The organism is Peribacillus sp. JNUCC 23 (genome assembly GCF_053653995.1).
Map to the genome: position 1 here is coordinate 89,745 of NZ_JBSJXW010000002.1, position 25,861 is coordinate 115,605.

Sequence of the window (25,861 nt, forward strand, 5' to 3'; positions counted from 1 at the left end):
ATAAGAAAAGCTGACTTGACAACAAGAAGCGCTAAAAGGACCTTAAGTATGAGGGGATTTTTATGCGCTTCTTTCATTTTTCTTTTTATTCAAAATACATTTACTTATCAATAGGAGGAATTGGAAATGGAAAAAGTGTGTATAAACATGATGATGATGGCGTGTATGGAAAAAATGATGTGTGAAATGAATTGCATGAAAATGATGATGGAACAAATGTGTGATATGAACATGGATATGGATATGAATCAAATGATGTCTAAAATGCAAGAATGCGATGAAATGATGACATCTATGATGAACATGATGAGCAAATTGGAAGTAAAAGCATAATACATACAGTCGATTCCTTAACAGAAAATCGGCTGTATGTGATAGATTGAAATTGCTTTGGTGCTGTAATCTGTATTTTCTAAAGAATAATTTTCTATTATTCTTTAGATGTTTTGGCGGTGTAGCTCAGCTGGCTAGAGCGTACGGTTCATACCCGTAAGGTCGGGGGTTCGATCCCCTCTGTCGCTATTGGATTATATTGTGAAAAATTCTACTTAAATTAACGGGGGCTTTAGTTCAGTTAAGAAAGTCTTGAAGTTCCTATATGGAAGTGTCAAAGGTATCTTTTAGGTATATCACTTTCAAAAAACATCCCTGGAAGTAAGGTTATCGGGGAATTAGTAACATTGGAAGAAACTAAAAACGTGTTCAGAGAATTTATTGAAGACAACTTAAAAATAGGAGAGCGATAATTAATAAGTCTATGGATTAGGGTTGACTGGATTAAGGTCAGTATCAGTATTGACACATCCTAACCATTTTCATTCTCTGTGGTGCAGCACTGATTTCGTGCTGCATGGATGGCTAACGGGTCAGGTTAGTTAAACAATAATTTGGAATAGCTCCATGAGATTCATTCGCTGAACGGGCTTGTATACGCCATACACAACAGGTTAACATAACGCCAGTTTTTTATATTTACTTCGTAAGTTTTCCTATGGTACCTACTAATTTTATGTTTCCTTCTCCGACACTTTCTATCAAATAAACTTTTGTCTTCTCTGAAAATGAGTCTGGAGCCATGATAGAGTTACTTTCTGATATTTCTTTGTTGGCTACAATTGAGAAAGGATCAAATACTGTATTTAGAATTAAATAAATTGATTTATCTTCCACATAAACTAGGGAGCTATCAGGTTCTATACGATAGAATGAGTTTTCTGATTTTGCCCGAAAAGTGATTCTAGTATCCGCATCATTTTCGCTAACGCTTGAAAGTGTGATATCAGAAATTTCGATTTCATTTAGTGGAACTTCTACACCCGTATGATAGCTCTTGGATAGCATAAACATATAGACTACTGTAATGATAATAAAAATGAATAATAAAGAAATAATAATTTTGAACCTTTTTTTTCTGTTTAGGGGGTAGCGTCAGGAAAGTGCGGATTTTGTGGATTTGAAATAAAGTCGTACCGTTTGTAAAAAAGATGTACTGTTTAAAACAAAGTTATACCGTTTTACCCCTTTGGATTTTTTATCTAACGGGGTGTTTCGTTGTAAAAGGACTAACTTAATTAAGTAGTTCAGTGTAAACTGAATTTATAGAAATAATTGAATGATATAGGAAGTTTGTGAACAAATGTACTTAAACTAAAGGGCAGTATTGTTCAATAATCAAAGGGAAACATTGAGAAAAAATAGGTGGAAGTATATGAATAATTATCCCCAATTGACACCGTTAGGGAAATGAGGAAGGAGTTTTAAAATAATTTAATACAAAATTAGTGAAATGATTCTTTTCTTCACTGGCAATGCTGGTATCTTATTATTATATTAATCGTCCCTTTGTTAATACTAGAATTTGAAACAGGATAGTGCAAAATAACAGGAACATAGGAGGTATGAAATTTGAAGATCCAAAGAATAGATCATGTGGGTGTAATCGTAAATGATCTCTCTGCCGCTAAAGAGTTTTTTCTTGATTTTGGACTTGAGGTGAAAGGGGAATGGGAAATGGAAGGAGAGTTGATGGGATATGCAGTTGGGCTTAATGACGTTAAAGTAGCGTGTGTAGGATTGGGAATGCCAGACGGTCAGACATGGATAGAGCTAATCAAATTTTATACGCCGTCAGATGAAAAAGATATTCAGCAAACCTTTGCAAATACACTGGGTATCCGACATATTGCATTTACTGTTGAAGATATTGAAGCTGTTGTTGCCAAATTGAAAAAGAAGGGTACGGAAATCTTTAGTGAGATACAGCAATATGAAGAAAGTTATAAATTATGCTACGTTCGTGGTCCAGAGGGAATTATTTTGGAGTTGGCTGAGGAAATCAAATAAGTAATGTTAATTAAAATGAAAGTACGACTCTTTGTTACTTTCTATTTTTTTAGTTTGTGAAGAAATATACTTAAACTCCCATGAAAATTAAAAAAGCCCAAAACCTAAAAATGAGCATAATAAAATTAACCCAGTAAAAACACTTTTTAAAAAAGGCTGAACCTCTGAGTAATTATTATAGAGTTGGATTGATAAATGAAAGCATCTTCCTTCTTTTTAGAATAAAGGCAAGGCTGGTGCAACCAAAAAGGATTAAACTCCCATAAGTGCTACCCATATAGGGCGCGCCAGTCTGTGATGCACCGTGGTCGTTGGAGTCAGACTAACGGATGGGTTCTATGGCATCATAGTGTATCGACCTTCTTCGCCAGCCGTAGAAACAGTATAGACAAGGGTATCCATTTTCATTCTCTGTGGTGAAGCGCTGATTTTTGCGCTTCATGGGTGGCTAACAGGTTCCTTGAGAGGGAGAAGGAATAAACGACGAATACTTTGGGGAAGGCTAACGACAAGTTAGTTTGTATCATTATTACTTGACTAGAAACAGGTGAAGTTTTACAATTAAATACGGAATGAATATTCATTCCTATGAATGAGGTGATAAGAATGTCAAAAAACAAACAAGAAGATGTATTTGAAGCAGCAATGCAATTATTTGCGGAACGCGGTTATGATGGAACGACGATACCGATGATAGCGGATAAAGCAAAAGTGGGTGCAGGAACAATTTATCGTTATTTCGATAATAAAGAAGCTCTTGTTAATTCTTTATTTACAAAATGTGTTCTTCAGTTTTCTGAAGCGATACGATCTGATTTGCCTTTTCATTCAACGATCCGTGAACAATTTACCCACATTTTTAATCGATTATTTGATTTTGCAAGAAATAATGTTGAAGCATTTCTTTTTATCAATTCTCATGAGGGTGGTTATTATCTTGATGATCATAGTAAAGAAACGTTTAATGATTTTCTAAGCTTTATTATAAGTGTAATAGAGAATGGACAAGAGCAAGGGTTTATTCGCTCATTACCATCTTGTGCTTTAATTGCTACTGTTTATGGTCCTGTTGTCATGTTAGTTAAGATGATGGAGACGGGAGAATTAACGTATACAGAAGATTTGCTAAAAGAGCTTGAAGAAAGCTCATGGAATGCTATTAGAATCATTTGATTCTTTAGCATTTAATACGGAATGAATATTCATTCCAAAGTCGAAGAAAGGTGATATCATATGAAAAAGTTAAAAAGCTGGAGAAGTCTCTCCTTTGTTTTATGGATAATCGTAACGATTGTCATGTTAATGACAATGCCTAGTTTAGATCAACTGGCTAAAGAAAAAGGACAAATTTCAGTTCCAGAAACGGAACAAAGTGCAATTGCAGATAAAATGATCGCACGAATGGATAAAGATGGTGGTGAGACTTATGGAATAATAGCTGTCTTTAACAGTGGAAGCGAAAAAGCTTTCACCAATGAACAAAAGGAACAGATAGCTTCTGTTATAAATGAATTAAAAGACAAGAAAAACGAACTTAACATTACCGAAATCACCTCGCATTTAGATAGCGAAGAAATAGAAAAGCAGTTAGTATCGAAAGACAACACTACCATTTTGGCACAAATATCTGTTGACAAAAGCCAAGGTGAAATATCAGAAGTTGCCGCGGAACTGAATGAGGTTATTGAAACAAAAGGAATTAAAACCTATTTAACAGGAAGTGAACTGGTAGGAAATGACTTTGCTAATTCTACTCAGGAAGGTGTAAAGAAAACAGAAGTTATTGCCATTATCTTTATTCTTGTTGTGCTAATCATTGTCTTTCGCTCACCGATTGTTCCGTTCATTTCTCTTCTTACAGTTGGTGTTTCTTACTTGGTATCAATGGGAGTAATTGCACAAATTGTAGATAAATTCAATTTCCCTTTTTCTAACTTTACTCAAGTGTTTGTAGTTGTGGTATTGTTCGGGATTGGAACAGATTACAATATCTTATTATATACAAGATTTAAAGAAGAATTAAGTAAACAGAAAAATGCGTATTTAGCTGCAAAAGTGACGATGAAATCAGCAGGGAAAACAGTATTATACAGTGGAGTGGCGGTATTAATCGGCTTCGCTTCTCTTAGCTTAGCAAATTTCAACTTGTATCAAGCAACTTCGGGTGTAGCGATTGGGGTTGCGGTGCTACTTCTTGTGTTAATTACGTTAAATCCTTTTTTTATGGTACTTCTGGGGAAAGGGATGTTCTACCCGATTAAAAATTTTAAAGGGCATGCCGATAGTCGTTTGTGGGGCTTCCTTGTAAAAAGCTCTGTAGCAAGACCGATCATAGCTCTTGTTCTTGTTTTTGCTTTATCGATCCCTTTTATCCTAAATTATTCTCAATCATTGAATTTCAACGACTTATGGGAAGTGGACAATAAATATGCATCGAAGCAAGGAATTAACGTCATAGAGGAACACTTTCCTCCAGGCTTTTCATCTCCAGCAACACTGGTGATTCAATCAGACAACAAATTGGATCAGGTTGGTTCATTACAAGCTTTAGATGAATTAGCTGAGAAAATTGAACAGGTTGAAGGTGTTTCGGAAGTATACTCCCCAACCCGCCCAACCGGAGATAAGATTAAGGAATTATATATAAATGATCAAGCAAGTGAACTTAATGAAGGCTTAGGTGATGCTAATAGTGGAATCGGCGAAATTAATGACGGATTGACTTCTGCAAAAAATCAAATGGAAAACAGTGACTCAAATGATCTTGCTAATGTGCAAAGACTGATTGATGGAACGACTGAAGTGGAGAATGGTGTTTCAGCATTAGGTGGTGCCATGAACCAATTAACAGAAGGGATAAATAGTGGTGCTACAGGAGCACAAAAAATAGAGAACGGTTTAGCTTCATTAAATGAAAATATGAATAAATTGTCTAGTGCAGCTTCTCAGTTATATACAGGTTACAGTCAATTGGAAAAAGGGTTAAGCTCTTATGGACAATATTTCGGAAGTATTTCGCAGGCAATTGATGGCGCGAAAGCAGGGTACCAGCAGGTGGAAGCCTTAATGAATAATTTGACTGAGGCTCAACCGGAATTAGCGAACGATCCAAACATTCAACAAACAGTGGGAATTGCTGTAACGGCGCAGCAACAATTAAATGAGCTTTCAAGTCAATTAAATCAATTAACAGTTCAGCATCAATCTGCCATGACCTCGTTTAAAGAGGCAAATCAATCACTTGCTCAGGCTAATGAAGGTATGGAGCAAATGAAGAGTGGCATTGTACAGCTACAACAAGGGACAAATGAGTTGAAAAATGGATTGAATGAAGGTGCGAATGGTTCAGAACAAATTGCGAGTAAAACAACTGATCTTACATCAGGATTGACTCAAATTAATAATGGCCAGGAGCAATTATTAAAGGGGCTTAATGACTTACAGGAAAAAATGGGACAATTGCAATCAGGCTTATCTGATAGTACCGAGGGACTTGATCAAGTTAGCAATGGTCTAACTGATGCTAAAAAGTATTTAACCGGACTTAGTGAATCAAAAAGTTCTGAAAAATTCTATCTTCCACAAGATGCATTAGAAGGAGAGGACTTCCAAAGAGCGTTAAATACGTATATGTCCGCTGATAGGGAAATTGCTAAAATGACAATCATTTTAGATGTAAATCCTTATTCACAAGAGGCGATGCCAATCATTCAAGACATAAATGAACAAGTGAATGCTTCATTAAACGGTACAGATTTAAAAGATGCAAAAATAGCAATTGGTGGGACAACAGCTAGAAACGTAGACCTAAAGGATGTAACACAAGCAGACTTCTTGCGTACAGCAACGATTATGTTAATTGGGATTGCGCTTGTTCTAATGGTCATCACACGGTCTATATCTAATTCGATATTTATTGTTGGTTCATTAGTGCTAGTGTACTTTGCATCTCTTGGTATTGGAGAAGTAATTAGTTCACATATTCTAAATATAGATAATCTAAGTTGGAATGTCCCATTCTTTAGTTTTATTATGATTGTTGCATTAGGAGTGGATTATAGTATTTTCTTGATGATGCGATATAACGAGTTAGAAGGCGAGCCAGCAACACGAATTGTAGAAGCCTCCCGTCATATCGGTGGAGTAGTATTATCCGCTGCCCTTATTTTAGGAGGTACATTTGCTGCTTTAATCCCATCTGGTGTCTTAACACTGATTCAAGTAGCATCTGTTGTAATAATTGGACTATTATTGCTCAGCTTACTAGCCCTACCAATTTTATTGCCAGGTTTAATGGGATTAACGAACAAACTTAATCGTTTGAATAAAAAATAAAAGAGAGAAAAGAGGCAGTGCTAAAAGCATTGCCTCTTTCTTAATAAACATGTCACAATTATTTAGAGCCACTCTCCCATGAAAATAAAAAAATCCCGAAACCTAAAAATGAGCATAACAAAATTGATCCAGTAAAAACACTTTTTAAAAAAGGCTGAGCCTCTGAATAATCATTATAGATTTGGATTGATAAATGAAAGCATCTTCCTTCTTTTTAGAATAAAGGCAAGGCTGGTGCAACCAACCAAAAAGGATTAATCTCCCATAAGTGCTACCCATATAGGGAGCGCCAGTCTGTGATGCACCGTGGTCGTTGGAGTCAGACTAACGGATGGGCTCTATGGCACGATAGTGTATCGACCTTCTTCGCCAGCCGTAGAAACAGTATAGACAAGGGTATCCATTTTCATTTTCTGTGGTGAAGCGCTGATTTTTGCGCTTCATGGATGGCTAACGGGGTGCGTTAGTGGAATAAGGAGATTTAAAATAATCAATCTTTTTTATAAAAAAACAGTTCTAAAATAAAAGAAAGCAATCGTTTTGATCAATTTTTATTCAAAACGATTGCTTTTTACATTCAGTAAAATCAAGGATTTAGCGTGATTTATAATCAAACTTTATTTTAAAACTACAGATGTACAACGATTAGATTTTGGTACAAGTCTTATGAGACATAATTAAGCCTAATTTATATATAAATTAATTGTGTATCAATAGGTTCTACTCTATTGAGATTGTGAAAGAATGCACTTAAAGTAACGGTAAAATAATTGAATAAAGAAACTGGATTATTGTGGTAAAATCGAATTGTAAAGGGGGAGGTAAAATGAAAAAAATACTCACGCTACTATTTACAATACTGGTTTTAACAGCTTGTACGGAAGTTACTAAAAATGAGGTGACTAAAAAAGAAGTTACTAACAATAATTATAAATTTATTGGAGAAAGTGAACATTGGGACGCTGAATATTCTTATAAAGGAACAGAAACATGGGAAGATAATGACGGAACAAAGACTTACTCTAACGAAGATAGTGATGAACTCGTATTAAAATATAAGGGTTCTTTAGAAGAGTTATCTTCCATGCGAAAACTTGAATACTCCTATACTACAAGTAGTAGTAGTGGGGGATCAACAAATGAATTCACTGAACCTCCTAGAGAATTAACATTTACTTCTAAAAGTAGTTCGGAAGGTGGGGCAAAAGTAAACGAAGATGAAGTTATACAAGTACATGTAAAATGGGACGAATTTGAAGAGTCATTTGAACTGCATAATAAAAAGAAATAGATTTGTTGAACTAATAGGTGTGTTCATTTAGTAAGCTAATAAAAAAGTCGATTTCCTGTTTTGGGAATCGACTTTTTTAATGGATTTAAACTTCTTTAGCGTTGTAAAGCTGTATTTATCTGATTCTACCCCTATATCTATAAAAGGGCTATGCTCCACGCAAGGTTCGGGTAGTATTTTTTGAGCAACCCACCCAAAAAATCTTCGCCCTTTCTCTCTTGCATTCCGCATTTTGGCAGGTGAGCGCATGTCGCCAAGCCGAACATACTCAAAACGAGGATCTTCGGAATTTGGCTTGCTCTGACCATTGTACCTGCCAAACCGCCAGTGCTTCCGATCCTCGTGTGGATCTTTAGCTTTATTTTTTACGCAATACAGGGGCTAGCCCCTCTTGCTACCGCAATTCATCCTAGCCAACCTCACACCTCAAAACAAGGGAGAATAAATCTAATAAAAGACAGGAGTTGATTTCTAACGGGTTCGGTTGATGAGAAGAAAAATGCAAATGACAATGTGAATATCATGCCAATCAGCATATATTTCAACAGTACATTAGCAATATAAATGACAAGCAAAAACGCTCAGACTTCTGAGCGTTTTTTTTAGAAATATCTTATTATCCTTATTGAACTAAAGCCCCTCGGTAGTGAATTATCGGTTTTCACTCTTATACTGCAACCATTTATCTATTTCTGCTTTTAAAAATCTTTCCTGATTATCGATTTTTAAATATGGAATAAAATGATAAGTGTCGTAGCTACTTAATTTTGCCTTCTCCAAGTCATCTTTCTGAATAATGTTTTCTATTGATTGTTCACTTATCTGAAGGTATTCGGAAAGTTCTGTTCTAGTCATTAAATCAGGTATTGAATTCGTTATTGTTTGTGAATTATTTCCTTTACTCGCTGAATTCGAACAAGTATTACTAAAAATAAAAGCTGATATTACTATTGATAATCCCAATATAAATGCACTAATTAAATAAGTTGTCTGTTTCAAACTTTTTAATCCCCCAATTTATTAATTTGTTTTAACACAATTTTCCTCTACTCTTAAAAAATAAATTCGCTCTTCTATTAGCTGTTTGTTTTATTAACTCAAATTTCGCGTTATTTGGGGGGACCGTCTATAAAGAGAAATCCTTTAATGTTTCGTCGATTTCGTCTTGCGTAATCCCGATATATCGTTTGGTGATCGATGGGGCAGAATGGTTAAAGATATTTTGCAGGAACGCCAGGTCCTTAGTTCTCCGATAATACGCATATCCGAAGGTCTTTCGCATCGTATGCGTACCGATATCATCCCGTCCTAGCACATCTCCGGCCTTCACAAGCGCTCTATAAGCTTGAGTGGGTGTTAATGGGTCATTCCCCTTTCGACTTGGAAACAGGTACTCTTCATCGCTCATATGAGCCGTATAATCCTCGATTTCTTCTCGAAGCTTCACCGGCAACATAAATCGCTTTGTTTTACTCGTTTTTTTCACTCGAATCACCACATGCGTTTTTCCTCGTACATCCCCAACGGTCAACGGAACCATATCGCTGTAGCGCCCATTTCATATCTTCGATTTCTTTGGCCGTTCGCAACGGCTGCACGTTCTTTTCTTTCATGATTCCCCTCCGATATCGTACATTTAACGTATGATATGGTCATCTTAACAATAAGAATCACTGTTATCAACGATTTGAATGTGCGAAAATATGTAAAATCATACATTCGAAAATCCCCCTTATTCAACTAACGGGGTAGGTTAGCTCAATAAAAAAAGGACTTAAACTTTGAAAGACGAAGTGAATCAATAAGAAAATACAGTCATAAGGAGAGATATTTTGAAAAAAATTAGAGAAGCAACAGACAAGGATATGAAAGTAGTTTATATGATGGGCTATGATGTTTGGGGAGACAGAATGCTTTCTCAAGAATATGTAAAGATGTGTCAGGGTTCCAGTAAGTACAAAAAGGGGAAATGGTATGTTCTGGAGGAAACTGATACAAAAGAGTTATTAAGCTCCCTAATAGTATATGAACTAAATCTTTCAGAAGACTTACTTGTTAGAGGGATTGGGTCAATTGCTACTCCTTTACATTTAAGACAAAAAGGGTATGCTTCTATATTAATTGAAGAAGTGATAAACAAATTAGAACAAAATATAGATTGTAATAATTTTTTCTTATATAGCGATATTGGGTCAGACTTTTATAGAAGATTTAATTTTATTGAAATACCTTCTTCTAAGCAAAAATATAAGGATAGTATTTGTATGTATTATTCAAAAGAAAATGATATTGAATCCATATCTTTTGATATTCCCGACTACTTTTAAAAGATATTCTTGTTCAACTAACGGGGCAGTTTAGTTGAATAAGAAGGATGTATTGACCTATATATAGAAAAGTATGTGTATATGGCTTGGGAAAGGAAATGTGATGAGAAACAAAAAGAAACTAATACTGGGGACTATTAGTTCAGTAGTCATTTTTGCAATTATAATTATTCTTACTCCTTCCAATTTTATTTTGTCTGTGATTACACCAGATATAAACCTTAAAGATGAAAATTTCGATGGTATTGATTTAAAGCAAAATATTAATAAGTTAAATGTAGATAAAAACAAAGAAGATATTAATAACCCTCACATCCATTATTTATCAAATGGTATCGGGGTCATTACTAATGAGAACAGTACCATCAAATATATTGCCATTAACAATTACACAGATAGGTCTGTTAAAACAAGTAGAGGAATATCAGTTGGTTCCTCCTTGGATAATGTAAAACGGTATTACGGTGAGGATTATTATAATCGGCGTGAGCAAGGGGCAGAAATAATTGTTTACATTGATAACAATAGATTTTTAGAGTTTTGGCATTGGAATAATGAGGTGCAGGGAATTCGTTTCGGCTTCAATTAAATCCCATAATTTCCTATTGTACTAACGGGTGCGATAGCGCCATAAAAAGGCTGCCAAATGACGGCCTTTTGAATGTATGAATTTATCTAAAATCATACATTCAAAAAAACCTTCTTCAACTAAGGAGTAGGTTTAATAACCATCTATAATTTAAAGAAGGACGGCCTATGACGGTCGTCCTTTTTGTTACTTATTTATTAGCAGAAGCCTCCGTAACCGCCACCGTAACCATAGCCACCGCCGCCGAATCCGCCGCCACCAACTCCGCCGAATCCACCGCCACAACTACATCCAATAATGATTAAGAGGATAAACAATACAATTAACAAGGCAAAGCCGCCACCAAATCCACGACCGCCATCACATCCGCCATCTACACAACCTGACATATACAAACATCTCCTTTTGTATTAAAGGAGGCACTTACTACTTGCATGGGCTACTTAATAGTATGTTGAAAATAATGAAATGTCACAAATATCCGCATGTTTATATGATGCATGACTTTTTATTTAATAGGTAATCACCTATTTTGAGTGAAGATAAGCTCATTCACTAAATTAGGGCGTAACATGGAAATGAGTATACGTCCTTCTCAATAGAATGAAACGCAAGAAATATTGCCTCTTATAAAAGACAACCAAGACCTCCTATTTGGAGGCCTTGGTTGTCTTTTATAGTTATCATTGTGCATGATGCTATAGGTGCTTTAGGTTCGGATGCGCACAAAGCAGCCGTTGAAAGTACTATGCAGTAAAGATGTAAATTTAATGTACGAAACTATACAAATTCATACATTCGAATTAAAGGGAATCCAGAACCAGCCGGATCGAAGTTACGTAAATAAACCAGTATTATAGCTTATAAGTACAGACCACTTATCCAATATGTTAATAGAATATTGCAGTATTGAAGAAAAGGGTGGTATTAAATGGGTATTTGTCCAAATTGTTTATTTAGTGAAAATTTTTGTGAATGCACTTCACGAAGAGTCCCAAAAAGATCGTGCAAAGAAAGTAATTGTTCCTGTTCTTGTTGTTGTCCAATACCAGGTCCTCAGGGACCGACAGGGCCACAGGGACCAGCTGGGCCTCAAGGTCCTGCTGGAGGACCACCAGGACCACAGGGGCCAGCAGGAGCGCAAGGTCTAGCCGGACCAGCTGGGCCACAGGGGCCAGCCGGAGCACAAGGTCCAGCCGGACCAGCAGGAGCACAAGGTCCAGCCGGATCAGCAGGAGCACAAGGTCCAGCCGGATCAGCAGGAGCACAGGGTCCAGCCGGATCAGCAGGAGCACAAGGTCCAGCTGGATCAGCAGGAGCACAAGGTCCAGCCGGATCAGCAGGAGCACAGGGACCGGCCGGTCCACAAGGTCCTGCTGGAGGAGTATTAGACTTTGCAGATTTTTTTGCGTTGATGCCTGGTGATAATGCAGCAACAGTTGCTCCCGGTACAGACGTGGATTTTCCGCAAAATGGACCAACTAGTGGGGGAGGGATTATACGCTTTGGTGTCTCACCAGATACATTTCAGCTGTCACAAATTGGCACATATCAAGTTTTGTTTCAGGTGAGTGTCACCGAAGCAGGCCAACTGATTTTAACTCTCAATGGCGCTGACCTAGCCTATACGGTGGTTGGGCGAGCAACCGGTACCTCTCAGATAGTAGGAATGGCTCTTGTGCAAACGACAGTCATCAATTCATTACTCACTGTACGAAATCCTACTGGTAATTCCACGGCACTAACCATTACTCCTTTAGCTGGTGGAGCAAGGCCTGTTTCAGCACATCTCGTTATCACGCGACTCCGATAGACGGGTAAAATAGAATGACATACTCTAATTCAGCACTAAAGAAAATTTATAATACTAATCATGACAAGATAATTAACTGGGGCTTAGTTGACTAAAAAGACACTACCAATTGGTGGTGTCTTTACAATGTACGAAAGTATACAAAATCATACATTCAGAAAAACCCCTTGTTCAACTAAGGAGTAGGTTTAATAACCATCTATAATTTAAAGAAGGACGACCTATGACGGTCGTCCTTTTTGTTACTTATTTATTAGCAGAAGCCACCGTAACCGCCACCGCCACCGTAACCATAGCCACCGCCGCCGAATCCGCCACCGAATCCACCGCCACAGCTACATCCAATAATGATTAAGAGGATAAACAATACAATTAACAAGGCAAAGCCGCCACCAAATCCACGACCGCCATCAAATCCGCCATCTACACAACCTGACATATACAAACATCTCCTTTTGTTTTAAAGGAGGTACTTACTACTTGCATGGGCTACTTAATAGTATGTTGAAAATAATGAAATGTCACAAATATCCGCATGTTTATATGATGCAGGACTTTTTATTTAATAGGTAATCACCTATTTTGAGTGAAAATAAGCTCATTCACTAAATTAGGGCGTAACATGGAAATGAGTATACGTCCTTCTCAATAGAATGAAACGCAAGAAAGATTGCCTCTTATAAAAGACAACCAAGACCTCCCCTTGGTTGTCTTTTATAGTTAACATTGTGCATGATGCTATGGGTGCTTTAGGTTCGGATGCGCCCAAAGCAGCCGTTGAAAGTACTATGCAGTAAAGATGGAAATTTAATGTACGAAACTATGCAAAATCATACATTCGAAAAAAACTTATTCAACTAAGGGGCAGGATAGTTGAATAAAGATTGTTATAATAGCAAAAAAATAATTTATAACAAAGGTGATTAATCTATGGATAAAAGAATACAAGCAGATGTTTTAAGTAACTTCCACTCTGGAAAAATTAGTGATGTTTACGAAACGGAAAAGGGCATAATGCTTACAATAAATATGACGGAATATAATACTCATCCCTACGCCGTTTTAAATTGCATGTTAATAAATTGTCAGGAGTTCTTATTAGAGCTTATGGGTGATGTGTGCATTAAGGACTTGCAAGAGATTAAGAAATATAAGATAGAGATGGAAAATGCAGAATTCAGAAACAATAAGCTAATTGTTAGCTGTCTTATAGAAGAAAATTGGGCAAAATTTCAAATTGAAACAGAAAATATAAGGATATATGACGAATTAGATAGAGAGATTTCTCTCTTGGATTTTTCGATTATTAGTGGATTATGTAGTAGTGGTGCCGGGATTACTTTCTCTATCGGAAACTCACTAAAAGAAGCTCAATTCAACGAAAAATATGTAAAATTTAACGAAGAGTTGCAGGAGTATCTTCGGTACCAGGAACAATATCGGCAGCCTCAGCCTTATAGGGGACCTAAAAAAGAAAATGATTTACTCATTGGTTTAGATGAGTATGGCACCAAAATATTTACATTAGATGAAATAGTTCAATTGATAAAAATTTGCGATGGTCTATTGAACAAATACAGTACCAATTGTCTAAACGACCAAAAGATAAGGTATTTTGCAGAAAAATTAAAAGAGCTTTGTGAAGAAGCCAAACTAGAAGATAAGTTGATAGTAGCGGTAGGTGATTGAAGTTATTTATGATTAATCCCAATGTGTGGGCTTCTAATTCAACTAACGGGTGCGATAGCGTCATAAAAAGGCTGCCAAATGACGGCCTTTTTAATGTATGAATTTATCTAAAATCATACATTCGAAAAAACCTTATTCAACTAACGAAGCAGTTTAGCGGAAGAAGGATTACTTCTCGTTTATGAAGAATCTTTTAATTTTCACTTTTCAATGCTATTTTTTGAATGAAATTAGCCTTTTACTTTAAGCAGTTTTTTAACTAAATGCCTTTAAATGAACAGCAAATAATAAATGCTTGCTAATATCAATTACTGTAACTATAATATTATTTATCGTAACCATGATTGTTACAGTAAATAAGAAATTTGATATTATTCAAAGGAGAATTATTATGAAAATTGGTATTATAGGTGCTTCTGGTAAGGCTGGGAAAAAAATTGTAGAAGAGGCCACTACAAGAGGATTAGAAGTTACTGCGATTGTACGAGATGCTACAAAAATTACAGAATCATTAAATGTGATTGAAAAAAGTATATTAGAGTTAACAAAAAATGATATTAAACCATTTGATGTAATTATAAGCACTTTTTCAGCACCGTTAACGGAAGCAGAACAATATCGGGTGATGGGGAAACATTTAACTGATATTTTTAATGATGTTAAGACTCGCTTAATTGTCATTGGTGGTGCCGGAAGACTTTTTATTGACGATACAAATTCAACACATCTATTTGATACTCCTGATTTCCCAAAATTTTTAATTCCTTCTTCAAAAAATCAATACCAAAGTTATTTAGATTTAAAAGAATCTACTATTACTTGGACTTACGTATCCCCTGCAGCATTTTTTGATCCAGAAGGAAAGAGAACAGGAAATTATGAAATAGGTAAAGATCACTTAATTTTTAATTCAGTAGGTGAAAGTTATATAAGTTATGCAGATTTAGCCGTGGCGATTGTTGACGAAGCTGTGAATGAAAAACATCTTTGCGCAGCGTTTACGGTTATTGGAGAAAAAGAATAGACATCTCCTAATTTTAATGATTAGAAATGTTAGTATAAAAACGTGCTACTATTTATAGTAAGTCTTTAATTAAATTTATTAACTAACATTAAATTTTATTGAATAATTTGCTAGACTTTGTATAAAACTTTTGAATTATTTTCTTCACATGATATAAATTAAAACTTCATTACATCCGTATACTTGACGATAAATAGTGAAAATAATAGGGAGGAGGGGAAAAAGTGATTAATACAAGATTAGCAATTGGCATACACATATTAGCTTTTGTAGAATGTGTGCCAGAGAAAGATAGTATAAATTCAGAAATAGTTTCAGAAAGTATAGGGACAAATGCTGTTGTAGTTCGTCGCATGTCAAGTGCATTAAAAAAAGCAGGTTTATTAAAATCAGTATCAATAAAAAAAGGGCTTATGTTAGCTAAGAAACCCGAAAACATTACATTATATGAGATATTAAAAGCTGTTGACCCTTCTAATGAGCTATTTATTGCCCATCAGAAAGTAAACCCTCAATGCACTTACGGACAATCGATTGTTAAAGTAATTGAAAATGAATTTCGACTTTTACAGTTTGAACTAGAGGAAAATTTAAAGAAAAAAACACTACATGATATTATGAAAAAAGTAGTAAATAATTAACAAATAGTTTTTATGTGTTTAAAAAAAGAACATTGCTTATGTCACTAACGGGTGCTTTAGTGAAAGAAGAATTTGCATAAAACGCCCCTTTTTTATGCAGCTACCAGGCTTCTTCAGAAGCCGAAAATGTTGATTCATCAACACTGTATAAAATCATGTATAAACGATAAATATAAACAATTCGGAACCCCTTGGTGCTCAAGGGGTTTTATATTTCGGAACTTCCGAAAAATGTTGTAACAAAATATCCTATCCTGAACAATCCAAAGGATATACAACAAAACTTAACGGTTTGGCAAAATAGAGGGGGAGAAATACTTAATCCTACTCTAATAAAAGTAGAACATTTGGGAGAATCAGATACTTATATAGCTTTCTTTAGAAATCAGTCAGGTGATTTAGGAATAGCAACAATAAAAGAGTGTACAGAGGGCTTTATTTTGATGAAGAGATATTAAACATCATTGATCGTGTTCCTAGAAACTATAAATCTGAATTGGTGAATGAATCATTAAGGAAAATATTCAAAGATAAAGGATTACTAGAATAATAGGAGGAGAGAGTGTGTTATATTTCATCGTATCCATTGTCATAGGGCTAATTGTTACTCTTATATTATCTTTTGTTTTTAAAAACGCGTCAAAAGTTGATAGAGGTGTTGAATTTAATTATTTTAAATTATCGTATAGACGAAAAATGATTAGAACACTCGCAAGCCTTCCTATAATGATTTTGTTATTCATCGTTATTTACAGCTATACAGATTGGAGTATGTTAGCAACTATACTTGTTGGGCTATTTTACGTTTTAACTGAACAAGCAGCTAAAAGGATCTTCCAACCGAAGATCCTTTTTTCAGTTGTGTAATAACAATAAAGTTGTTTAATTTTGAATCCGCAAATACGCATTACACCGTCCACATCTGTGGACGGTGTAAAAATAAAGTTATTTAATTTTTGGTGCAATTGCTGAATAACACTTCGTAGATGTAAAAATAAAGTCGTTTAAAAATCTAAGTTTTATTCCACAATCCCGCCCGATTGCTGAAGATCATTATGTATGCAAAGAAGGAGCTAAAAAAGCAACTTTCCGGGAACTACAAAACAGGAGTGGAATTCTAAAAGGAATGAAGCTTGAAGGTGAAATGTGTCTAGAAATACTAAAAAACGGGTAAAGAATACATAGTTGAAGCAAACAGGAGGTAATTTTTAATGAAGAATCAAGTTATTGGCGTATACGATAATGAACAAAGAGCGGCTGAAGTTGTTGAAGATTTAAAAGAGAAAGGCTATACAACTAAGGAAATTTCAGTTATTGCTAAAAAAGCAAAAGAACTATCTGAAAACACACAGGAAGTAAAACCCTCCACTATGGATGGAGCCCTTGCTGGAGCTGCAACTGGAGCTGCAATTGGCATAGCAGGCGTGATAGCTGGATTATCCACTGTATTGATTCCCGGATTTGGCGCTGTGTTGGCTGCAGGTCCTATTATTACAACAATTGGAGGAGCAGTCGTAGGGGCCAGCTCTGGTGCTGGCGGATTAAAGCATGCTCTTATGGAAATTGGAGTCCCAGATGATGAAGCTGAACGCTATTCTAATGACGCTCAAGATGGTAAAATCCTGGTATTTCTTCACCCCAAAGAGTGAGGGCGGATTGAATGGTCGATGTTCGCATAAATAACACGCAGTGATTTTAGCTAAAAGTCGCTAAATCACTTGATGTAATAGTTTTCCTCGGGAATTGACTCATGATGGATTACAATGGAAAGCACGTGAGATTCCGGTTCTTAAGATGCAGGTTTGATTCCTGCCGAGGGCGTACGAAAATTAGTGAGTTCCTATGTTTGTATGGGTTTTGTACAAACATAGGACCTTTTTTGTTTGGGTGCTTTTCAATTGCTGATACCACGCAACATAAGAAGTTCCTCTAAAAGGACTCCCATTTAGGAAGTCCACTGCATGCCATAACCCTTCGGTTAAAGGATGACTTTACTTAATTATAATCTCTTGTTTTGGCGCCATGATTGTCGTCATCAACGGTACCTTTCCCCGCCTTGTTGTCCAGCGCTCCTCCAGAAACAGCACCTGCGCTTGCAACTGAACCAAATGGATCAAGAGCAGAAGCCATAGTATCCCCAGTAAAAGCACCTACTGCCTTGCCAGTATTGTTATCATCACGTTTGCGTTTGTTGATATCAGCCATCTATTTCACTCCCTCGTTTTTTATAGGGAAGTGCTATTGTTTAAGCAGCACTGTCCCCTAACATATTTTGTCCAATAGGGACAAATTTACGAGGAGGGATTAATGAGCATCTGTAAATTTTTTTACCACCCAGTATTATTCAACAATCTGGCCCGTTTGTTGAATAGCATGACTGACTATTTTAAACAACTCTATTGTTTTTTTAACGACTTTATTATGATTTAAACAACTTTATTATCATGAAACATCAGTACTTATAACATCGCTTATGTTGACTATATTTTTCCTAACTATGAAACAACTGAGTGAAAAAATGGTAAAATAGGGAGGGTAAGATGATATGAAAGAGGAGAAAAAATGAATTCAGGAATAAATATCGGCGATGTTATTTTTCAATTATTTGCTTTAGGAGTTCCAATATTTTTTATAGTAATCCTATTATTATTTTGGCGTTCTTCAAAAAAGAAAAAAGAACAATTAGACCGTATCGAAGAAAAGTTAAACTCAATGGAAAAAAAGAATTAATAAACTCTTGAACTAAGGATGCAAAGGATCTACGACTCGAAGATCCTTTTTTTATGCCCATAACATCGCTTATGTTAACTATATATACTCTTCAATTGGAATTTTAAAGTAAACTGTATATTGAACAATAATTATATAAAAAGGAGTTGGATCTTTTGAAAAGGAAAATCGTTATTCTATGCCTTTGTACCCTTTTGCTAATTGCTTGCCAAAGTGAATATAAAGGTGAATATATAGAATGGGGAGAAAAAAACAACAGTAATGCCACTGAATTGTTGAAGGAGAATGGAATACCTTATAAAATTAAAGATGGAATTATATATATTCCTGAAGATGCATTTGATAAATCTATTATGTGCTGTGCGTAAAGATTAAAATAATCTGCGTTTGTTTAAAAGAATCTTCAATCGAAGATCCTTTTTTTATTGCCTATAAGGGTGATTATGTTAAGTGCTTTAAGGTACTCTTTCAATGTACGAAAGTATGCAAAATCATACATTCAGAAAAAAACCTTCTTCAACTAACGGAGCAGTTTAGTTAAACAAGGATGTAAACCGATTATCAATATTCTAAACAATAATTATTATTTTAACTAATTGACAAACCATCATCCTAATGTTAGGATGTCAATATCCTAACATTAGGATATGATATAAACAAGTTCGTTGAAAGGAGAAATTGTATGATTGCAAGCTTAAAAAGAATTAATGAACTAGCTGTGAAAAATCGTAATGAAGGCTTAACCGTTGAAGAAACAATTGAACGAGATCAGTTAAGACAAGAATACTTACAAGAAATTCTTGGACAGGTGACATCGACAATGACAAGTCTTACAATTTTAAGTGAATCAGGAGAAGACATAACACCAGCAAAGTTAGTTGTTGAAAAAGCAAAACAATATCAAAATGCATTTCCGTTTTAGACGGTGATTATAAAAAATCATAGATTTCATCCTAACGTTAGGATGAAGAAAAGGAGAAGAAGAAATGGTATCAACAATACTGCAAGTGGTTTTAGGATTAGGGTTTATTATGTTTGGACTAATGAAATTTGGTTCAAAGCAAATGGTTGAAGGATTTAAACATTATGGTTATTCAGCAGGATTTCGAATTTTCACAGGCGCTTTAGAGATTGTAGCAGCAGTTCTTTTAATCGCAGGTATTTGGAATGGAACATTGGCTGCAATTGGTAGCTTCCTTGTTGTCGCAACGATGATTGGTGCGATTTTTACACACATTAAAATTCAAGACAAATTGAAAGATATGATGATGCCTATCATTTTACTAGTGCTTGGAGCCATCGTATTGGTATTAAACTACTCATCTTTACTTGGCTAAGCTAGTAAAAACTTTTATGCTGAAGATAAAGAAACATCGGAGGCGATTAATTGATGGAACAAAAATTACAATATGCAGAAAAGGAATTGAAGTTATTTCGAACGTGGTTAAAAGCGACGAAAACACTTTATGATAACGCGACGAAGGATATTACAAGTCATGGTTTAACGATTGAAAACTTTATGGTCCTAGAACTGCTTTATAATAAAGGACCTCAATATATTCAAGTTATTAGCGAAAAGTTAATGATTCCAAGCGGAAGTATAACGTATGTAGTGAACAAGCTAGAAAAAAAGGAATTAGCGAAACGCGAAAGCAATGAAGAAAACAAACGCTATTGCAAAGTCGTATTAACAAAAAAAGGGGAAGCTTTATTTAATGAAATTTTCCCGAAGCATGTAAAAATGATTGTACAAAATTTAGAAGTGTTAGATGACAGTCAAAAGGATCAATTAACAGCATTATTAAAAACAGTTGGTCTTGCTGCAAAGGAGCTGTCTTAAAAGGAGAATGACAAAATGGAAAAATATCGAATCCATCCAGAAAACGGAATGGAAATAGGCTTATATTCAATTGGGGATCATTTAAAAAATCCTTTAACTGGGCAACGAATTTCTGCTCAGCAACGGATTCAAGAATTAATTGAAACAGCGAAATTAGCAGAAGAGGCTGGTCTTGATGTATTTGCAGTAGGAGAAAGTCACCAACCGTTGTTTGCAACACAAGCACATACGGTGATTCTTGGAGCTATTGCACAAGCAACAAATAAAATCAAAATTGCAAGTTCAGCAACAGTGCTAAGTACATCAGATCCAGTCCGTGTTTATGAGGACTTTGCAACGTTGGATTTAATTTCAAACGGACGTGCGGAATTGGTAGCAGGTCGAGGTTCTCGTTTAGGGGCATATGATTTACTAGGCGTTAATGTTCGTGATTATGAAGAGCTATTTGAAGAAAAATTTGAGCTACTTTTAAAACTCAATGAAGAAGAACGAGTGACATGGCAAGGGCAATTCCGAGCGCCATTAAATGATGCAGAAATTTTACCACAGCCACTACATGGCTCAATGCCAATTTGGCGTGCAGTAGGGGGACCCCCTGCAAGTGCAATTAAGGCTGGGTATGCAGGCGCACCAATGATGTTAACGACACTTGGCGGTCCATCGAGAGCATTTAGTCCGGCAGTAAATGGTTTTCGTGAAGCAGCGGAGCGTTCTGGGTTTGATACGTCAACATTGCCGATTACAACAACAAGTTTAATGTACGTTGCAGAAGACAGCCAAACAGCACTTCGTGAATATTACCCACACATTAATAGTGCGATGACTCAATTAAAAGGTGGCGGTTATCCAAAGCAACAATTCGCTGCAGCAACAGATCATCGTGATGCACTAATGGTTGGTTCACCTCAACAAATTATTGAAAAGATTTTATATCAATATGAAATGTACGGACATCAACGTTTCTTAGGAGAGATTGATGCAGGTGGAGTTACGATGGACCAAATGAAGAAAAATATCGAGTTAATGGCAACAGAAATTGTGCCAGCTGTTAAAAAATATACAAAAGATAAGGAGGAATTAAAAAAAAAGAATTAATAAACGGATGCAAAGGATCTTCCAGTCGAAGATCCTTTTTTAATACCCATAAGAGTGATTATGTTCACTTACTTGAAGGTCATACGTATTTCACATGGAATCATACATATATGAGTTTGAGTGAAATGAGGGTGAACAATCAGTGAGTGTAGATCAAAAAGCATCCATACGAAGCATTTTAGACGTATTGGCACAAGAAGGAGTAAAGACAGGCGATGTGGCTAAACAAATACCTGGCATAAGTGAAAAACCATTTAGACATGCATTAAAAGAGGCTGGATATGAATTTAGAAACTCTGGTCAAAAGGGTTGGTTTTTTATTGGAGAAGGTGAAGAACCCCTTGATAAAAGTATTTTTGATTATGTGAAATCGCGTTCACCTAAAGTTCATACACCTTTCACACGAAGTAATCAGAAGTTCGCAGAGAGTAATAAGGAATTCACGAATCATTCACCTATTGTTCATGAGCCGTTCACCCAAGATGAAATCCATATGATTAAGGAACTGCTTAAATCATGGCAAGAGGTTACCCCAACTACACAAACCAATGAGCCAAGTCTTTATGACCGCGTCAAACAGTTTCCACAAAGTGACAAAACAAGAAAGACGATTGTTATTGATCGTGTCATTGGTAAACGTTTAGATGAGTTTTGTGAAGTCGAGAGGATCAATAAGTCTGATGTATTGCATTTAGCCTTAGCCGACTTTCTAGAAAAATATGAAAAGTGACCAAAGAAACAAAAAGGATTGGATATCTAAGAGGTACCCAATCCTTTTTTTGCCGATAATTAGTCTTATGTTAACTAGTTTTGTATAGAGTATACATGTGATTTTAAAGAATCTTGTTCATTTGTTGCAGAATAATTTAGTAAGTAATTGGTATTTTTTGTAGTAAAGTTAGAATATTAGATATTGAATTTAAGGAGGATAAGAAGTGAAGAAAATAACAAAATTTTTCTTCTTTTCGTTATTGATATTACTTTCCTTAAACGGATGTAATTCAAGTAATGTAGATGAGGATATATTTCAATTTAAAGATTCATATGTAGGCGATAATAGTGCAGTAAGGAGCATTGTAAGGCAATTACCATTGGGTGAATATTTTAATGGGTTTGAACTTAAAACCAAAGAAGAGCCTTATGGAATGATTTTGAATTATACAAATATGGATGCAGAAGAAATAGAAAAAAACTACAAAGAAACGGCAATATACAATGCTACATTTATATTTACATTAGTCAAAAATGCAAAATGGATTACATTTAATTTTGATGACCAAGAATATAAAATAACAAAAGAAGACTTAGAAAGTTGGTACGGAAAAAAATTAAGTGAATATACGAGTGAAGAAGACCTAACAAAACTCACAAAAAAATATTTAGAAGATGAAAGTAAAGTGAATCAGTTTTTAAAAAAATAGAGTACTTCTTCCTCAAGTAAATGGTGTTTAGTTCAATAAGCAGCTAAAAGGATCTTCCAGCCGAAGATCCTTTTTCAGTACCGATAAGGATGATTATGTTAAGTGCCTTAAGGTACTCTTTTCAATGTACGAAAGTATACATTCAAAAACCTCCTTCAACTAAAATTTGAAAAATGTGTGTGTTAACCTAGTAATAAAATTATAGGTGCAATGGGGGTATAAGTGGTTGAAAAAACTCAAACAAATAGTCATTCGATAATTTCTTTAATTAATGACTTTTTGAACAAATATCAGTTAAAAGTAATTATTTTATTGTTGCATTTTAATTAATATAAGCATAATATAAGTATATTCTTATATATAAATTTAAGAGGTGACGTATGGATATTAAAATGTTAGAAAAGCAGTTAAAAGCAGTTGCGGATGCCAATCGCTTAACGCTACTCAGTTGTTTAAAGTCTGGAGAGGTATGTGTCTGTGACTTAGTTGATGTGATTGGGCTATCACAGCCGGCAGTCAGCCAACAATTAAAAAAATTAGAAGAAGCAGGTATTATTAGAGCTCGTAAAGTCGGCACTTGGAAGCATTACCGACTAATGGAAGAACAAACCCCTCTATTGCAGACAGTGCTTGCTGAATTAGAGCAAAAAGATACATGTCAATGCGGAACAGATTGTAAGGTACCACAATGAATGAACAACCATTAACGAAACAGCTTTCCTTTTTAGACCGTTATTTAACGGTGTGGATTTTTGTAGCGATGGGCGTAGGGATTTCCATTAGCTTACTAATCCCAAATTTTAAAGAAGTATTAGATGCTGCCAGTGTTGGCACAACAAGTATTCCGATTGCGATTGGTTTAATTGTCATGATGTATCCACCACTGGCAAAAGTGAAATATGAGGAAATGTGGCGCGTTTTTAAAGATGTGAAAGTATTAGCACTGTCCTTATTCCAAAACTGGCTTCTTGGACCGTTCTTGATGTTCTTCCTGGCCATTATTTTTCTACGTGATTACCCGGAGTATATGGCGGGACTCATTATGATTGGTTTAGCACGCTGTATTGCGATGGTCATCGTGTGGAATGACCTTGCTAAGGGTGACCGTGAGTACGTAGCAGGCTTAGTCGCATTTAACTCGGTGTTTCAAATATTGATGTACCCAGTATTTGCGTGGCTATTTTTAAATGTGATGCCAGGCTGGTTTGGGCTGGATACATTTTCCGTTTCGATTTCGGTATGGGAAATCACAAAAAGTGTCCTGATTTATTTAGGGATTCCATTTTTGGCAGGGATACTGACTCGTGTCATTGGTATCAAGATAATGGGTGCGAAAGCGTACAAAGAAAAATTCTTACCAAAGATTTCTCCATTCACACTGATTGCCTTACTGTTTACGATTGTCATGATGTTTGCGTTAAAAGGTGACAAAATCGTGGAGCTACCAATTGATGCCTTACGCATTGCTGTTCCATTATTCATTTACTTCATTATCATGTTTGCTGTGTCGTTCTTTTCGTCCAGAAAAGCAGGAGCGAGCTATCCTGTCACAGCAGCACTTTCGTTTACAGCGGCAAGTAACAATTTTGAGCTAGCGATTGCTGTTGCGATTAGCGTATTTGGTTTACATTCAGGTGCTGCATTTGCAGCGGTCATCGGGCCACTCGTCGAAGTTCCAGTATTAATCGCACTGGTTGGTGTAGCATTACGTTGGCAAAAAAAATATTATAAAACGATTCAATTATAAGGAGATTATTATGAAGAAAACACTTTATTTTTTATGTACAGGGAACTCATGCCGTTCACAAATGGCAGACGGCTGGGCAAAGCAACTATTACCAACTGATTGGCAAGTGTTGAGTGCGGGGATTGAGGCACACGGAGTAAACCCAAATGCCATCAAAGCAATGAACGAGGTAGGAATCGATATTTCGAATCATACGTCGGATATTATCGATCAAGAAACACTGAATAACGCCACACTTGTGGTCACACTGTGTGGCGATGCTGCTGATAAATGTCCAATGACACCGCCTCACGTAAAACGTGAGCACTGGGGCTTTGATGACCCTGCAAAAGCACAAGGAACCGAAGAAGAAAAATGGCAAGTGTTCCAACAAGTACGTGATGCGATAGGTGCACGTATCGAACAGTTTGTAAAGGAACAAAAATAATGGATATTTCAACTGAAGGTAAAAATTATTTAGAGCAGGTACTGTCGGAATCAGACGTAAAAACACTTCGTTTTTATGGCATCCCTGGTTGTTGCAGTGTGAATCTAGGTGTTGGCTTAGAAGAAGCGAAAGAGAATGATGAAATCGTAACAATTGAAGGTATTCAAGTAGCGATTGATCCAATTGTAAAGTCTCAGTTAGACGGTGTAACGATTCATGCGGAGGAAGAAAACGGTGAAATCGGTTTACTGTTAGCAGGCTATACACCGACGAGCTGTTAACATGCGTGTACATCATTCAGGCGCATTAAGTCAGGAATATTTCTACTCATATATGAAGCTCATAATGTCTACAAGAGCTTCTTCATTTGAGGAGATGCGTCACATTGTCGAAACACATTTTTTTAAAGGCGATTTAGATGCTTATGGTGCTCATACAAGAGCGCAATTTGAGATAGCGATTCTACAAATTCAACATGAAATAAATCAGTAGCCTCGTGCTACTATTTATTTCACTGTTATATAAGCAAATTCTTATTTATGGAGGGAT

General features: G+C 35.8%; 33 protein-coding genes, 1 tRNA gene and 1 pseudogene. 28 read left to right on the plus strand and 7 right to left on the minus strand.

The window, feature by feature from the left end:
- Nucleotides 1-126 precede the first annotated feature (126 nt).
- The gene (locus JNUCC23_RS22970; protein WP_062187343.1) at nucleotides 127-333 is read left to right on the plus strand and encodes a hypothetical protein; all 207 of its coding nucleotides are present in this window, start codon (nucleotides 127-129) and stop codon (nucleotides 331-333) included.
- A gap of 115 nt (nucleotides 334-448) precedes the next feature.
- Nucleotides 449-522, plus strand: a tRNA-Met gene (locus JNUCC23_RS22975).
- Nucleotides 523-972: 450 nt separating this feature from the next.
- Here the strand turns inward: JNUCC23_RS22975 and JNUCC23_RS22980 are convergent.
- On the minus strand, nucleotides 973-1,347 hold the full coding sequence (locus JNUCC23_RS22980) for a hypothetical protein (RefSeq protein WP_454216323.1): 375 nt from the start codon (nucleotides 1,345-1,347) through the stop codon (nucleotides 973-975).
- A 558-nt stretch (nucleotides 1,348-1,905) separates the two neighbouring features.
- Here JNUCC23_RS22980 and JNUCC23_RS22985 point away from each other — a divergent pair.
- The 4 genes from JNUCC23_RS22985 to JNUCC23_RS23000 all read left to right on the plus strand — a co-directional run bounded on the left by JNUCC23_RS22985 (nucleotide 1,906) and on the right by JNUCC23_RS23000 (nucleotide 7,969).
- Entirely contained in the window at nucleotides 1,906-2,343 is a 438-nt protein-coding gene (locus JNUCC23_RS22985; protein WP_062187334.1) for a VOC family protein, read from the plus strand.
- A 606-nt stretch (nucleotides 2,344-2,949) separates the two neighbouring features.
- On the plus strand, nucleotides 2,950-3,516 hold the full coding sequence (locus JNUCC23_RS22990; RefSeq protein ID WP_454216325.1) for a TetR/AcrR family transcriptional regulator: 567 nt from the start codon (nucleotides 2,950-2,952) through the stop codon (nucleotides 3,514-3,516).
- Between the two features lie 60 nt (nucleotides 3,517-3,576).
- Nucleotides 3,577-6,678, plus strand: coding sequence for an MMPL family transporter (locus JNUCC23_RS22995; protein WP_454216327.1), 3,102 nt, complete (start codon nucleotides 3,577-3,579; stop codon nucleotides 6,676-6,678).
- A gap of 826 nt (nucleotides 6,679-7,504) precedes the next feature.
- Entirely contained in the window at nucleotides 7,505-7,969 is a 465-nt protein-coding gene (locus JNUCC23_RS23000) for a hypothetical protein (RefSeq protein WP_454216329.1), read from the plus strand.
- Between the two features lie 651 nt (nucleotides 7,970-8,620).
- On the opposite strand, the gene JNUCC23_RS23005 is transcribed toward JNUCC23_RS23000, so the two are convergent.
- The 3 genes from JNUCC23_RS23005 to JNUCC23_RS23015 all read right to left on the minus strand — a co-directional run bounded on the left by JNUCC23_RS23005 (nucleotide 8,621) and on the right by JNUCC23_RS23015 (nucleotide 9,582).
- The gene (locus tag JNUCC23_RS23005; RefSeq protein WP_454216331.1) at nucleotides 8,621-8,968 is read right to left on the minus strand and encodes a helix-turn-helix domain-containing protein; all 348 of its coding nucleotides are present in this window, start codon (nucleotides 8,966-8,968) and stop codon (nucleotides 8,621-8,623) included.
- A 127-nt stretch (nucleotides 8,969-9,095) separates the two neighbouring features.
- On the minus strand, nucleotides 9,096-9,467 hold the full coding sequence (locus JNUCC23_RS23010; protein ID WP_454216333.1) for a tyrosine-type recombinase/integrase: 372 nt from the start codon (nucleotides 9,465-9,467) through the stop codon (nucleotides 9,096-9,098).
- Complete coding sequence (locus JNUCC23_RS23015; protein WP_454216335.1) at nucleotides 9,439-9,582, minus strand: hypothetical protein; 144 nt, start codon at nucleotides 9,580-9,582, stop codon at nucleotides 9,439-9,441. The genes JNUCC23_RS23010 and JNUCC23_RS23015 overlap by 29 nt, the downstream gene beginning before the upstream one ends.
- A gap of 219 nt (nucleotides 9,583-9,801) precedes the next feature.
- Here JNUCC23_RS23015 and JNUCC23_RS23020 point away from each other — a divergent pair, with 219 nt between their 5' ends.
- Nucleotides 9,802-10,296 carry a GNAT family N-acetyltransferase gene (locus JNUCC23_RS23020; protein ID WP_454216337.1) on the plus strand — a complete coding sequence of 165 codons (495 nt, stop codon included), beginning with the start codon at nucleotides 9,802-9,804 and terminating at the stop codon, nucleotides 10,294-10,296.
- A 103-nt stretch (nucleotides 10,297-10,399) separates the two neighbouring features.
- Entirely contained in the window at nucleotides 10,400-10,885 is a 486-nt protein-coding gene (locus JNUCC23_RS23025; RefSeq protein ID WP_454216339.1) for a hypothetical protein, read from the plus strand.
- A 197-nt stretch (nucleotides 10,886-11,082) separates the two neighbouring features.
- On the opposite strand, the gene JNUCC23_RS23030 is transcribed toward JNUCC23_RS23025, so the two are convergent.
- On the minus strand, nucleotides 11,083-11,274 hold the full coding sequence (locus tag JNUCC23_RS23030; protein ID WP_062186884.1) for a YjcZ family sporulation protein: 192 nt from the start codon (nucleotides 11,272-11,274) through the stop codon (nucleotides 11,083-11,085).
- Between the two features lie 542 nt (nucleotides 11,275-11,816).
- On the opposite strand from JNUCC23_RS23030, the gene JNUCC23_RS23035 reads away from it, so the two are divergent.
- On the plus strand, nucleotides 11,817-12,698 hold the full coding sequence (locus JNUCC23_RS23035; protein WP_454216341.1) for a collagen-like protein: 882 nt from the start codon (nucleotides 11,817-11,819) through the stop codon (nucleotides 12,696-12,698).
- A gap of 253 nt (nucleotides 12,699-12,951) precedes the next feature.
- Here JNUCC23_RS23035 and JNUCC23_RS23040 read toward each other — a convergent pair whose 3' ends face one another.
- Nucleotides 12,952-13,137, minus strand: a complete 186-nt coding sequence (locus JNUCC23_RS23040) for a YjcZ family sporulation protein (RefSeq protein ID WP_062187902.1) — start codon at nucleotides 13,135-13,137, stop codon at nucleotides 12,952-12,954.
- A 491-nt stretch (nucleotides 13,138-13,628) separates the two neighbouring features.
- Between JNUCC23_RS23040 and JNUCC23_RS23045 the strand changes: the two genes are divergently transcribed.
- From JNUCC23_RS23045 to JNUCC23_RS23065, 5 genes are all read left to right on the plus strand, one after another.
- Complete coding sequence (locus JNUCC23_RS23045; RefSeq protein WP_454216343.1) at nucleotides 13,629-14,387, plus strand: hypothetical protein; 759 nt, start codon at nucleotides 13,629-13,631, stop codon at nucleotides 14,385-14,387.
- Between the two features lie 391 nt (nucleotides 14,388-14,778).
- Nucleotides 14,779-15,411, plus strand: a complete 633-nt coding sequence (locus JNUCC23_RS23050) for an NAD(P)-dependent oxidoreductase (RefSeq protein WP_454216345.1) — start codon at nucleotides 14,779-14,781, stop codon at nucleotides 15,409-15,411.
- A 224-nt stretch (nucleotides 15,412-15,635) separates the two neighbouring features.
- A complete protein-coding gene (locus JNUCC23_RS23055) occupies nucleotides 15,636-16,052 on the plus strand; it encodes an Rrf2 family transcriptional regulator (RefSeq protein ID WP_049681167.1) in 417 nt (138 codons plus the stop codon).
- Nucleotides 16,053-16,616: 564 nt separating this feature from the next.
- Nucleotides 16,617-16,919, plus strand: a complete 303-nt coding sequence (locus tag JNUCC23_RS23060; RefSeq protein ID WP_454216347.1) for a hypothetical protein — start codon at nucleotides 16,617-16,619, stop codon at nucleotides 16,917-16,919.
- A gap of 344 nt (nucleotides 16,920-17,263) precedes the next feature.
- A complete protein-coding gene (locus JNUCC23_RS23065) occupies nucleotides 17,264-17,701 on the plus strand; it encodes a general stress protein (RefSeq protein ID WP_454216349.1) in 438 nt (145 codons plus the stop codon).
- A gap of 346 nt (nucleotides 17,702-18,047) precedes the next feature.
- Here the strand turns inward: JNUCC23_RS23065 and JNUCC23_RS23070 are convergent, their stop codons facing one another.
- Nucleotides 18,048-18,257 (minus strand): hypothetical protein, encoded by a 210-nt coding sequence (locus JNUCC23_RS23070; protein ID WP_053581953.1) that lies wholly within the window; start codon nucleotides 18,255-18,257, stop codon nucleotides 18,048-18,050.
- A 357-nt stretch (nucleotides 18,258-18,614) separates the two neighbouring features.
- Between JNUCC23_RS23070 and JNUCC23_RS23075 the strand changes: the two genes are divergently transcribed.
- From JNUCC23_RS23075 to JNUCC23_RS23140, 14 genes and pseudogenes are all read left to right on the plus strand, one after another.
- Nucleotides 18,615-18,782 (plus strand): OPA3 family protein, encoded by a 168-nt coding sequence (locus JNUCC23_RS23075; RefSeq protein WP_427694422.1) that lies wholly within the window; start codon nucleotides 18,615-18,617, stop codon nucleotides 18,780-18,782.
- 155 nt (nucleotides 18,783-18,937) lie between these two features.
- On the plus strand, nucleotides 18,938-19,150 hold the full coding sequence (locus JNUCC23_RS23080) for a hypothetical protein (RefSeq protein ID WP_454216351.1): 213 nt from the start codon (nucleotides 18,938-18,940) through the stop codon (nucleotides 19,148-19,150).
- A 314-nt stretch (nucleotides 19,151-19,464) separates the two neighbouring features.
- Entirely contained in the window at nucleotides 19,465-19,704 is a 240-nt protein-coding gene (locus JNUCC23_RS23085) for a DUF896 domain-containing protein (RefSeq protein ID WP_454216353.1), read from the plus strand.
- Between the two features lie 42 nt (nucleotides 19,705-19,746).
- Nucleotides 19,747-19,830: pseudogene (locus JNUCC23_RS23090) on the plus strand (hypothetical protein); the annotation flags it as partial.
- Nucleotides 19,790-20,119: a DoxX family protein gene (locus JNUCC23_RS23095; RefSeq protein WP_454216392.1), complete on the plus strand. Its 330-nt coding sequence runs from the start codon at nucleotides 19,790-19,792 to the stop codon at nucleotides 20,117-20,119. The pseudogene JNUCC23_RS23090 and the gene JNUCC23_RS23095, both read left to right, overlap by 41 nt.
- Before the next feature lie 53 nt (nucleotides 20,120-20,172).
- The gene (locus tag JNUCC23_RS23100; RefSeq protein ID WP_454216355.1) at nucleotides 20,173-20,622 is read left to right on the plus strand and encodes a MarR family winged helix-turn-helix transcriptional regulator; all 450 of its coding nucleotides are present in this window, start codon (nucleotides 20,173-20,175) and stop codon (nucleotides 20,620-20,622) included.
- A gap of 15 nt (nucleotides 20,623-20,637) precedes the next feature.
- Nucleotides 20,638-21,717: an LLM class flavin-dependent oxidoreductase gene (locus JNUCC23_RS23105; protein WP_454216357.1), complete on the plus strand. Its 1,080-nt coding sequence runs from the start codon at nucleotides 20,638-20,640 to the stop codon at nucleotides 21,715-21,717.
- A 142-nt stretch (nucleotides 21,718-21,859) separates the two neighbouring features.
- A complete protein-coding gene (locus tag JNUCC23_RS23110; protein WP_454216359.1) occupies nucleotides 21,860-22,447 on the plus strand; it encodes a hypothetical protein in 588 nt (195 codons plus the stop codon).
- Between the two features lie 205 nt (nucleotides 22,448-22,652).
- Nucleotides 22,653-23,138: a DUF4825 domain-containing protein gene (locus JNUCC23_RS23115; RefSeq protein WP_454216361.1), complete on the plus strand. Its 486-nt coding sequence runs from the start codon at nucleotides 22,653-22,655 to the stop codon at nucleotides 23,136-23,138.
- 380 nt (nucleotides 23,139-23,518) lie between these two features.
- On the plus strand, nucleotides 23,519-23,830 hold the full coding sequence (locus JNUCC23_RS23120; protein ID WP_454216363.1) for an ArsR/SmtB family transcription factor: 312 nt from the start codon (nucleotides 23,519-23,521) through the stop codon (nucleotides 23,828-23,830).
- A complete protein-coding gene (gene arsB / locus JNUCC23_RS23125; RefSeq protein WP_454216365.1) occupies nucleotides 23,827-24,885 on the plus strand; it encodes an ACR3 family arsenite efflux transporter in 1,059 nt (352 codons plus the stop codon). The genes JNUCC23_RS23120 and arsB overlap by 4 nt, the downstream gene beginning before the upstream one ends.
- A 10-nt stretch (nucleotides 24,886-24,895) precedes the next feature.
- Nucleotides 24,896-25,312, plus strand: coding sequence for an arsenate reductase (thioredoxin) (gene arsC / locus JNUCC23_RS23130; RefSeq protein ID WP_454216367.1), 417 nt, complete (start codon nucleotides 24,896-24,898; stop codon nucleotides 25,310-25,312).
- Complete coding sequence (locus JNUCC23_RS23135) at nucleotides 25,312-25,593, plus strand: Fe-S cluster assembly protein HesB (RefSeq protein ID WP_454216369.1); 282 nt, start codon at nucleotides 25,312-25,314, stop codon at nucleotides 25,591-25,593. The genes arsC and JNUCC23_RS23135 overlap by 1 nt, the downstream gene beginning before the upstream one ends.
- A 1-nt stretch (nucleotide 25,594) precedes the next feature.
- On the plus strand, nucleotides 25,595-25,804 hold the full coding sequence (locus JNUCC23_RS23140; protein WP_454216371.1) for a hypothetical protein: 210 nt from the start codon (nucleotides 25,595-25,597) through the stop codon (nucleotides 25,802-25,804).
- Nucleotides 25,805-25,861 lie beyond the last annotated feature (57 nt).

What these genes read in the sequence shown, in the direction of transcription:
- JNUCC23_RS22970 (WP_062187343.1), top strand. Translation starts at nt 127, where the DNA reads ATGGAAAAAGTGTGTATAAACATGATGATGATGGCGTGTATGGAAAAA.
- JNUCC23_RS22980 (WP_454216323.1), bottom strand. Translation starts at nt 1,347, where the DNA reads ATGTTTATGCTATCCAAGAGCTATCATACGGGTGTAGAAGTTCCACTA.
- JNUCC23_RS22990 (WP_454216325.1), top strand. Translation starts at nt 2,950, where the DNA reads ATGTCAAAAAACAAACAAGAAGATGTATTTGAAGCAGCAATGCAATTA.
- JNUCC23_RS22995 (WP_454216327.1), top strand. Translation starts at nt 3,577, where the DNA reads ATGAAAAAGTTAAAAAGCTGGAGAAGTCTCTCCTTTGTTTTATGGATA.
- JNUCC23_RS23000 (WP_454216329.1), top strand. Translation starts at nt 7,505, where the DNA reads ATGAAAAAAATACTCACGCTACTATTTACAATACTGGTTTTAACAGCT.
- JNUCC23_RS23015 (WP_454216335.1), bottom strand. Translation starts at nt 9,582, where the DNA reads ATGAAAGAAAAGAACGTGCAGCCGTTGCGAACGGCCAAAGAAATCGAA.
- JNUCC23_RS23025 (WP_454216339.1), top strand. Translation starts at nt 10,400, where the DNA reads ATGAGAAACAAAAAGAAACTAATACTGGGGACTATTAGTTCAGTAGTC.
- JNUCC23_RS23030 (WP_062186884.1), bottom strand. Translation starts at nt 11,274, where the DNA reads ATGTCAGGTTGTGTAGATGGCGGATGTGATGGCGGTCGTGGATTTGGT.
- JNUCC23_RS23035 (WP_454216341.1), top strand. Translation starts at nt 11,817, where the DNA reads ATGGGTATTTGTCCAAATTGTTTATTTAGTGAAAATTTTTGTGAATGC.
- JNUCC23_RS23040 (WP_062187902.1), bottom strand. Translation starts at nt 13,137, where the DNA reads ATGTCAGGTTGTGTAGATGGCGGATTTGATGGCGGTCGTGGATTTGGT.
- JNUCC23_RS23045 (WP_454216343.1), top strand. Translation starts at nt 13,629, where the DNA reads ATGGATAAAAGAATACAAGCAGATGTTTTAAGTAACTTCCACTCTGGA.
- JNUCC23_RS23050 (WP_454216345.1), top strand. Translation starts at nt 14,779, where the DNA reads ATGAAAATTGGTATTATAGGTGCTTCTGGTAAGGCTGGGAAAAAAATT.
- JNUCC23_RS23065 (WP_454216349.1), top strand. Translation starts at nt 17,264, where the DNA reads ATGAAGAATCAAGTTATTGGCGTATACGATAATGAACAAAGAGCGGCT.
- JNUCC23_RS23070 (WP_053581953.1), bottom strand. Translation starts at nt 18,257, where the DNA reads ATGGCTGATATCAACAAACGCAAACGTGATGATAACAATACTGGCAAG.
- JNUCC23_RS23075 (WP_427694422.1), top strand. Translation starts at nt 18,615, where the DNA reads ATGAATTCAGGAATAAATATCGGCGATGTTATTTTTCAATTATTTGCT.
- JNUCC23_RS23085 (WP_454216353.1), top strand. Translation starts at nt 19,465, where the DNA reads ATGATTGCAAGCTTAAAAAGAATTAATGAACTAGCTGTGAAAAATCGT.
- JNUCC23_RS23100 (WP_454216355.1), top strand. Translation starts at nt 20,173, where the DNA reads ATGGAACAAAAATTACAATATGCAGAAAAGGAATTGAAGTTATTTCGA.
- JNUCC23_RS23105 (WP_454216357.1), top strand. Translation starts at nt 20,638, where the DNA reads ATGGAAAAATATCGAATCCATCCAGAAAACGGAATGGAAATAGGCTTA.
- JNUCC23_RS23120 (WP_454216363.1), top strand. Translation starts at nt 23,519, where the DNA reads ATGGATATTAAAATGTTAGAAAAGCAGTTAAAAGCAGTTGCGGATGCC.
- arsB (WP_454216365.1), top strand. Translation starts at nt 23,827, where the DNA reads ATGAATGAACAACCATTAACGAAACAGCTTTCCTTTTTAGACCGTTAT.
- arsC (WP_454216367.1), top strand. Translation starts at nt 24,896, where the DNA reads ATGAAGAAAACACTTTATTTTTTATGTACAGGGAACTCATGCCGTTCA.
- JNUCC23_RS23135 (WP_454216369.1), top strand. Translation starts at nt 25,312, where the DNA reads ATGGATATTTCAACTGAAGGTAAAAATTATTTAGAGCAGGTACTGTCG.
- JNUCC23_RS23140 (WP_454216371.1), top strand. Translation starts at nt 25,595, where the DNA reads ATGCGTGTACATCATTCAGGCGCATTAAGTCAGGAATATTTCTACTCA.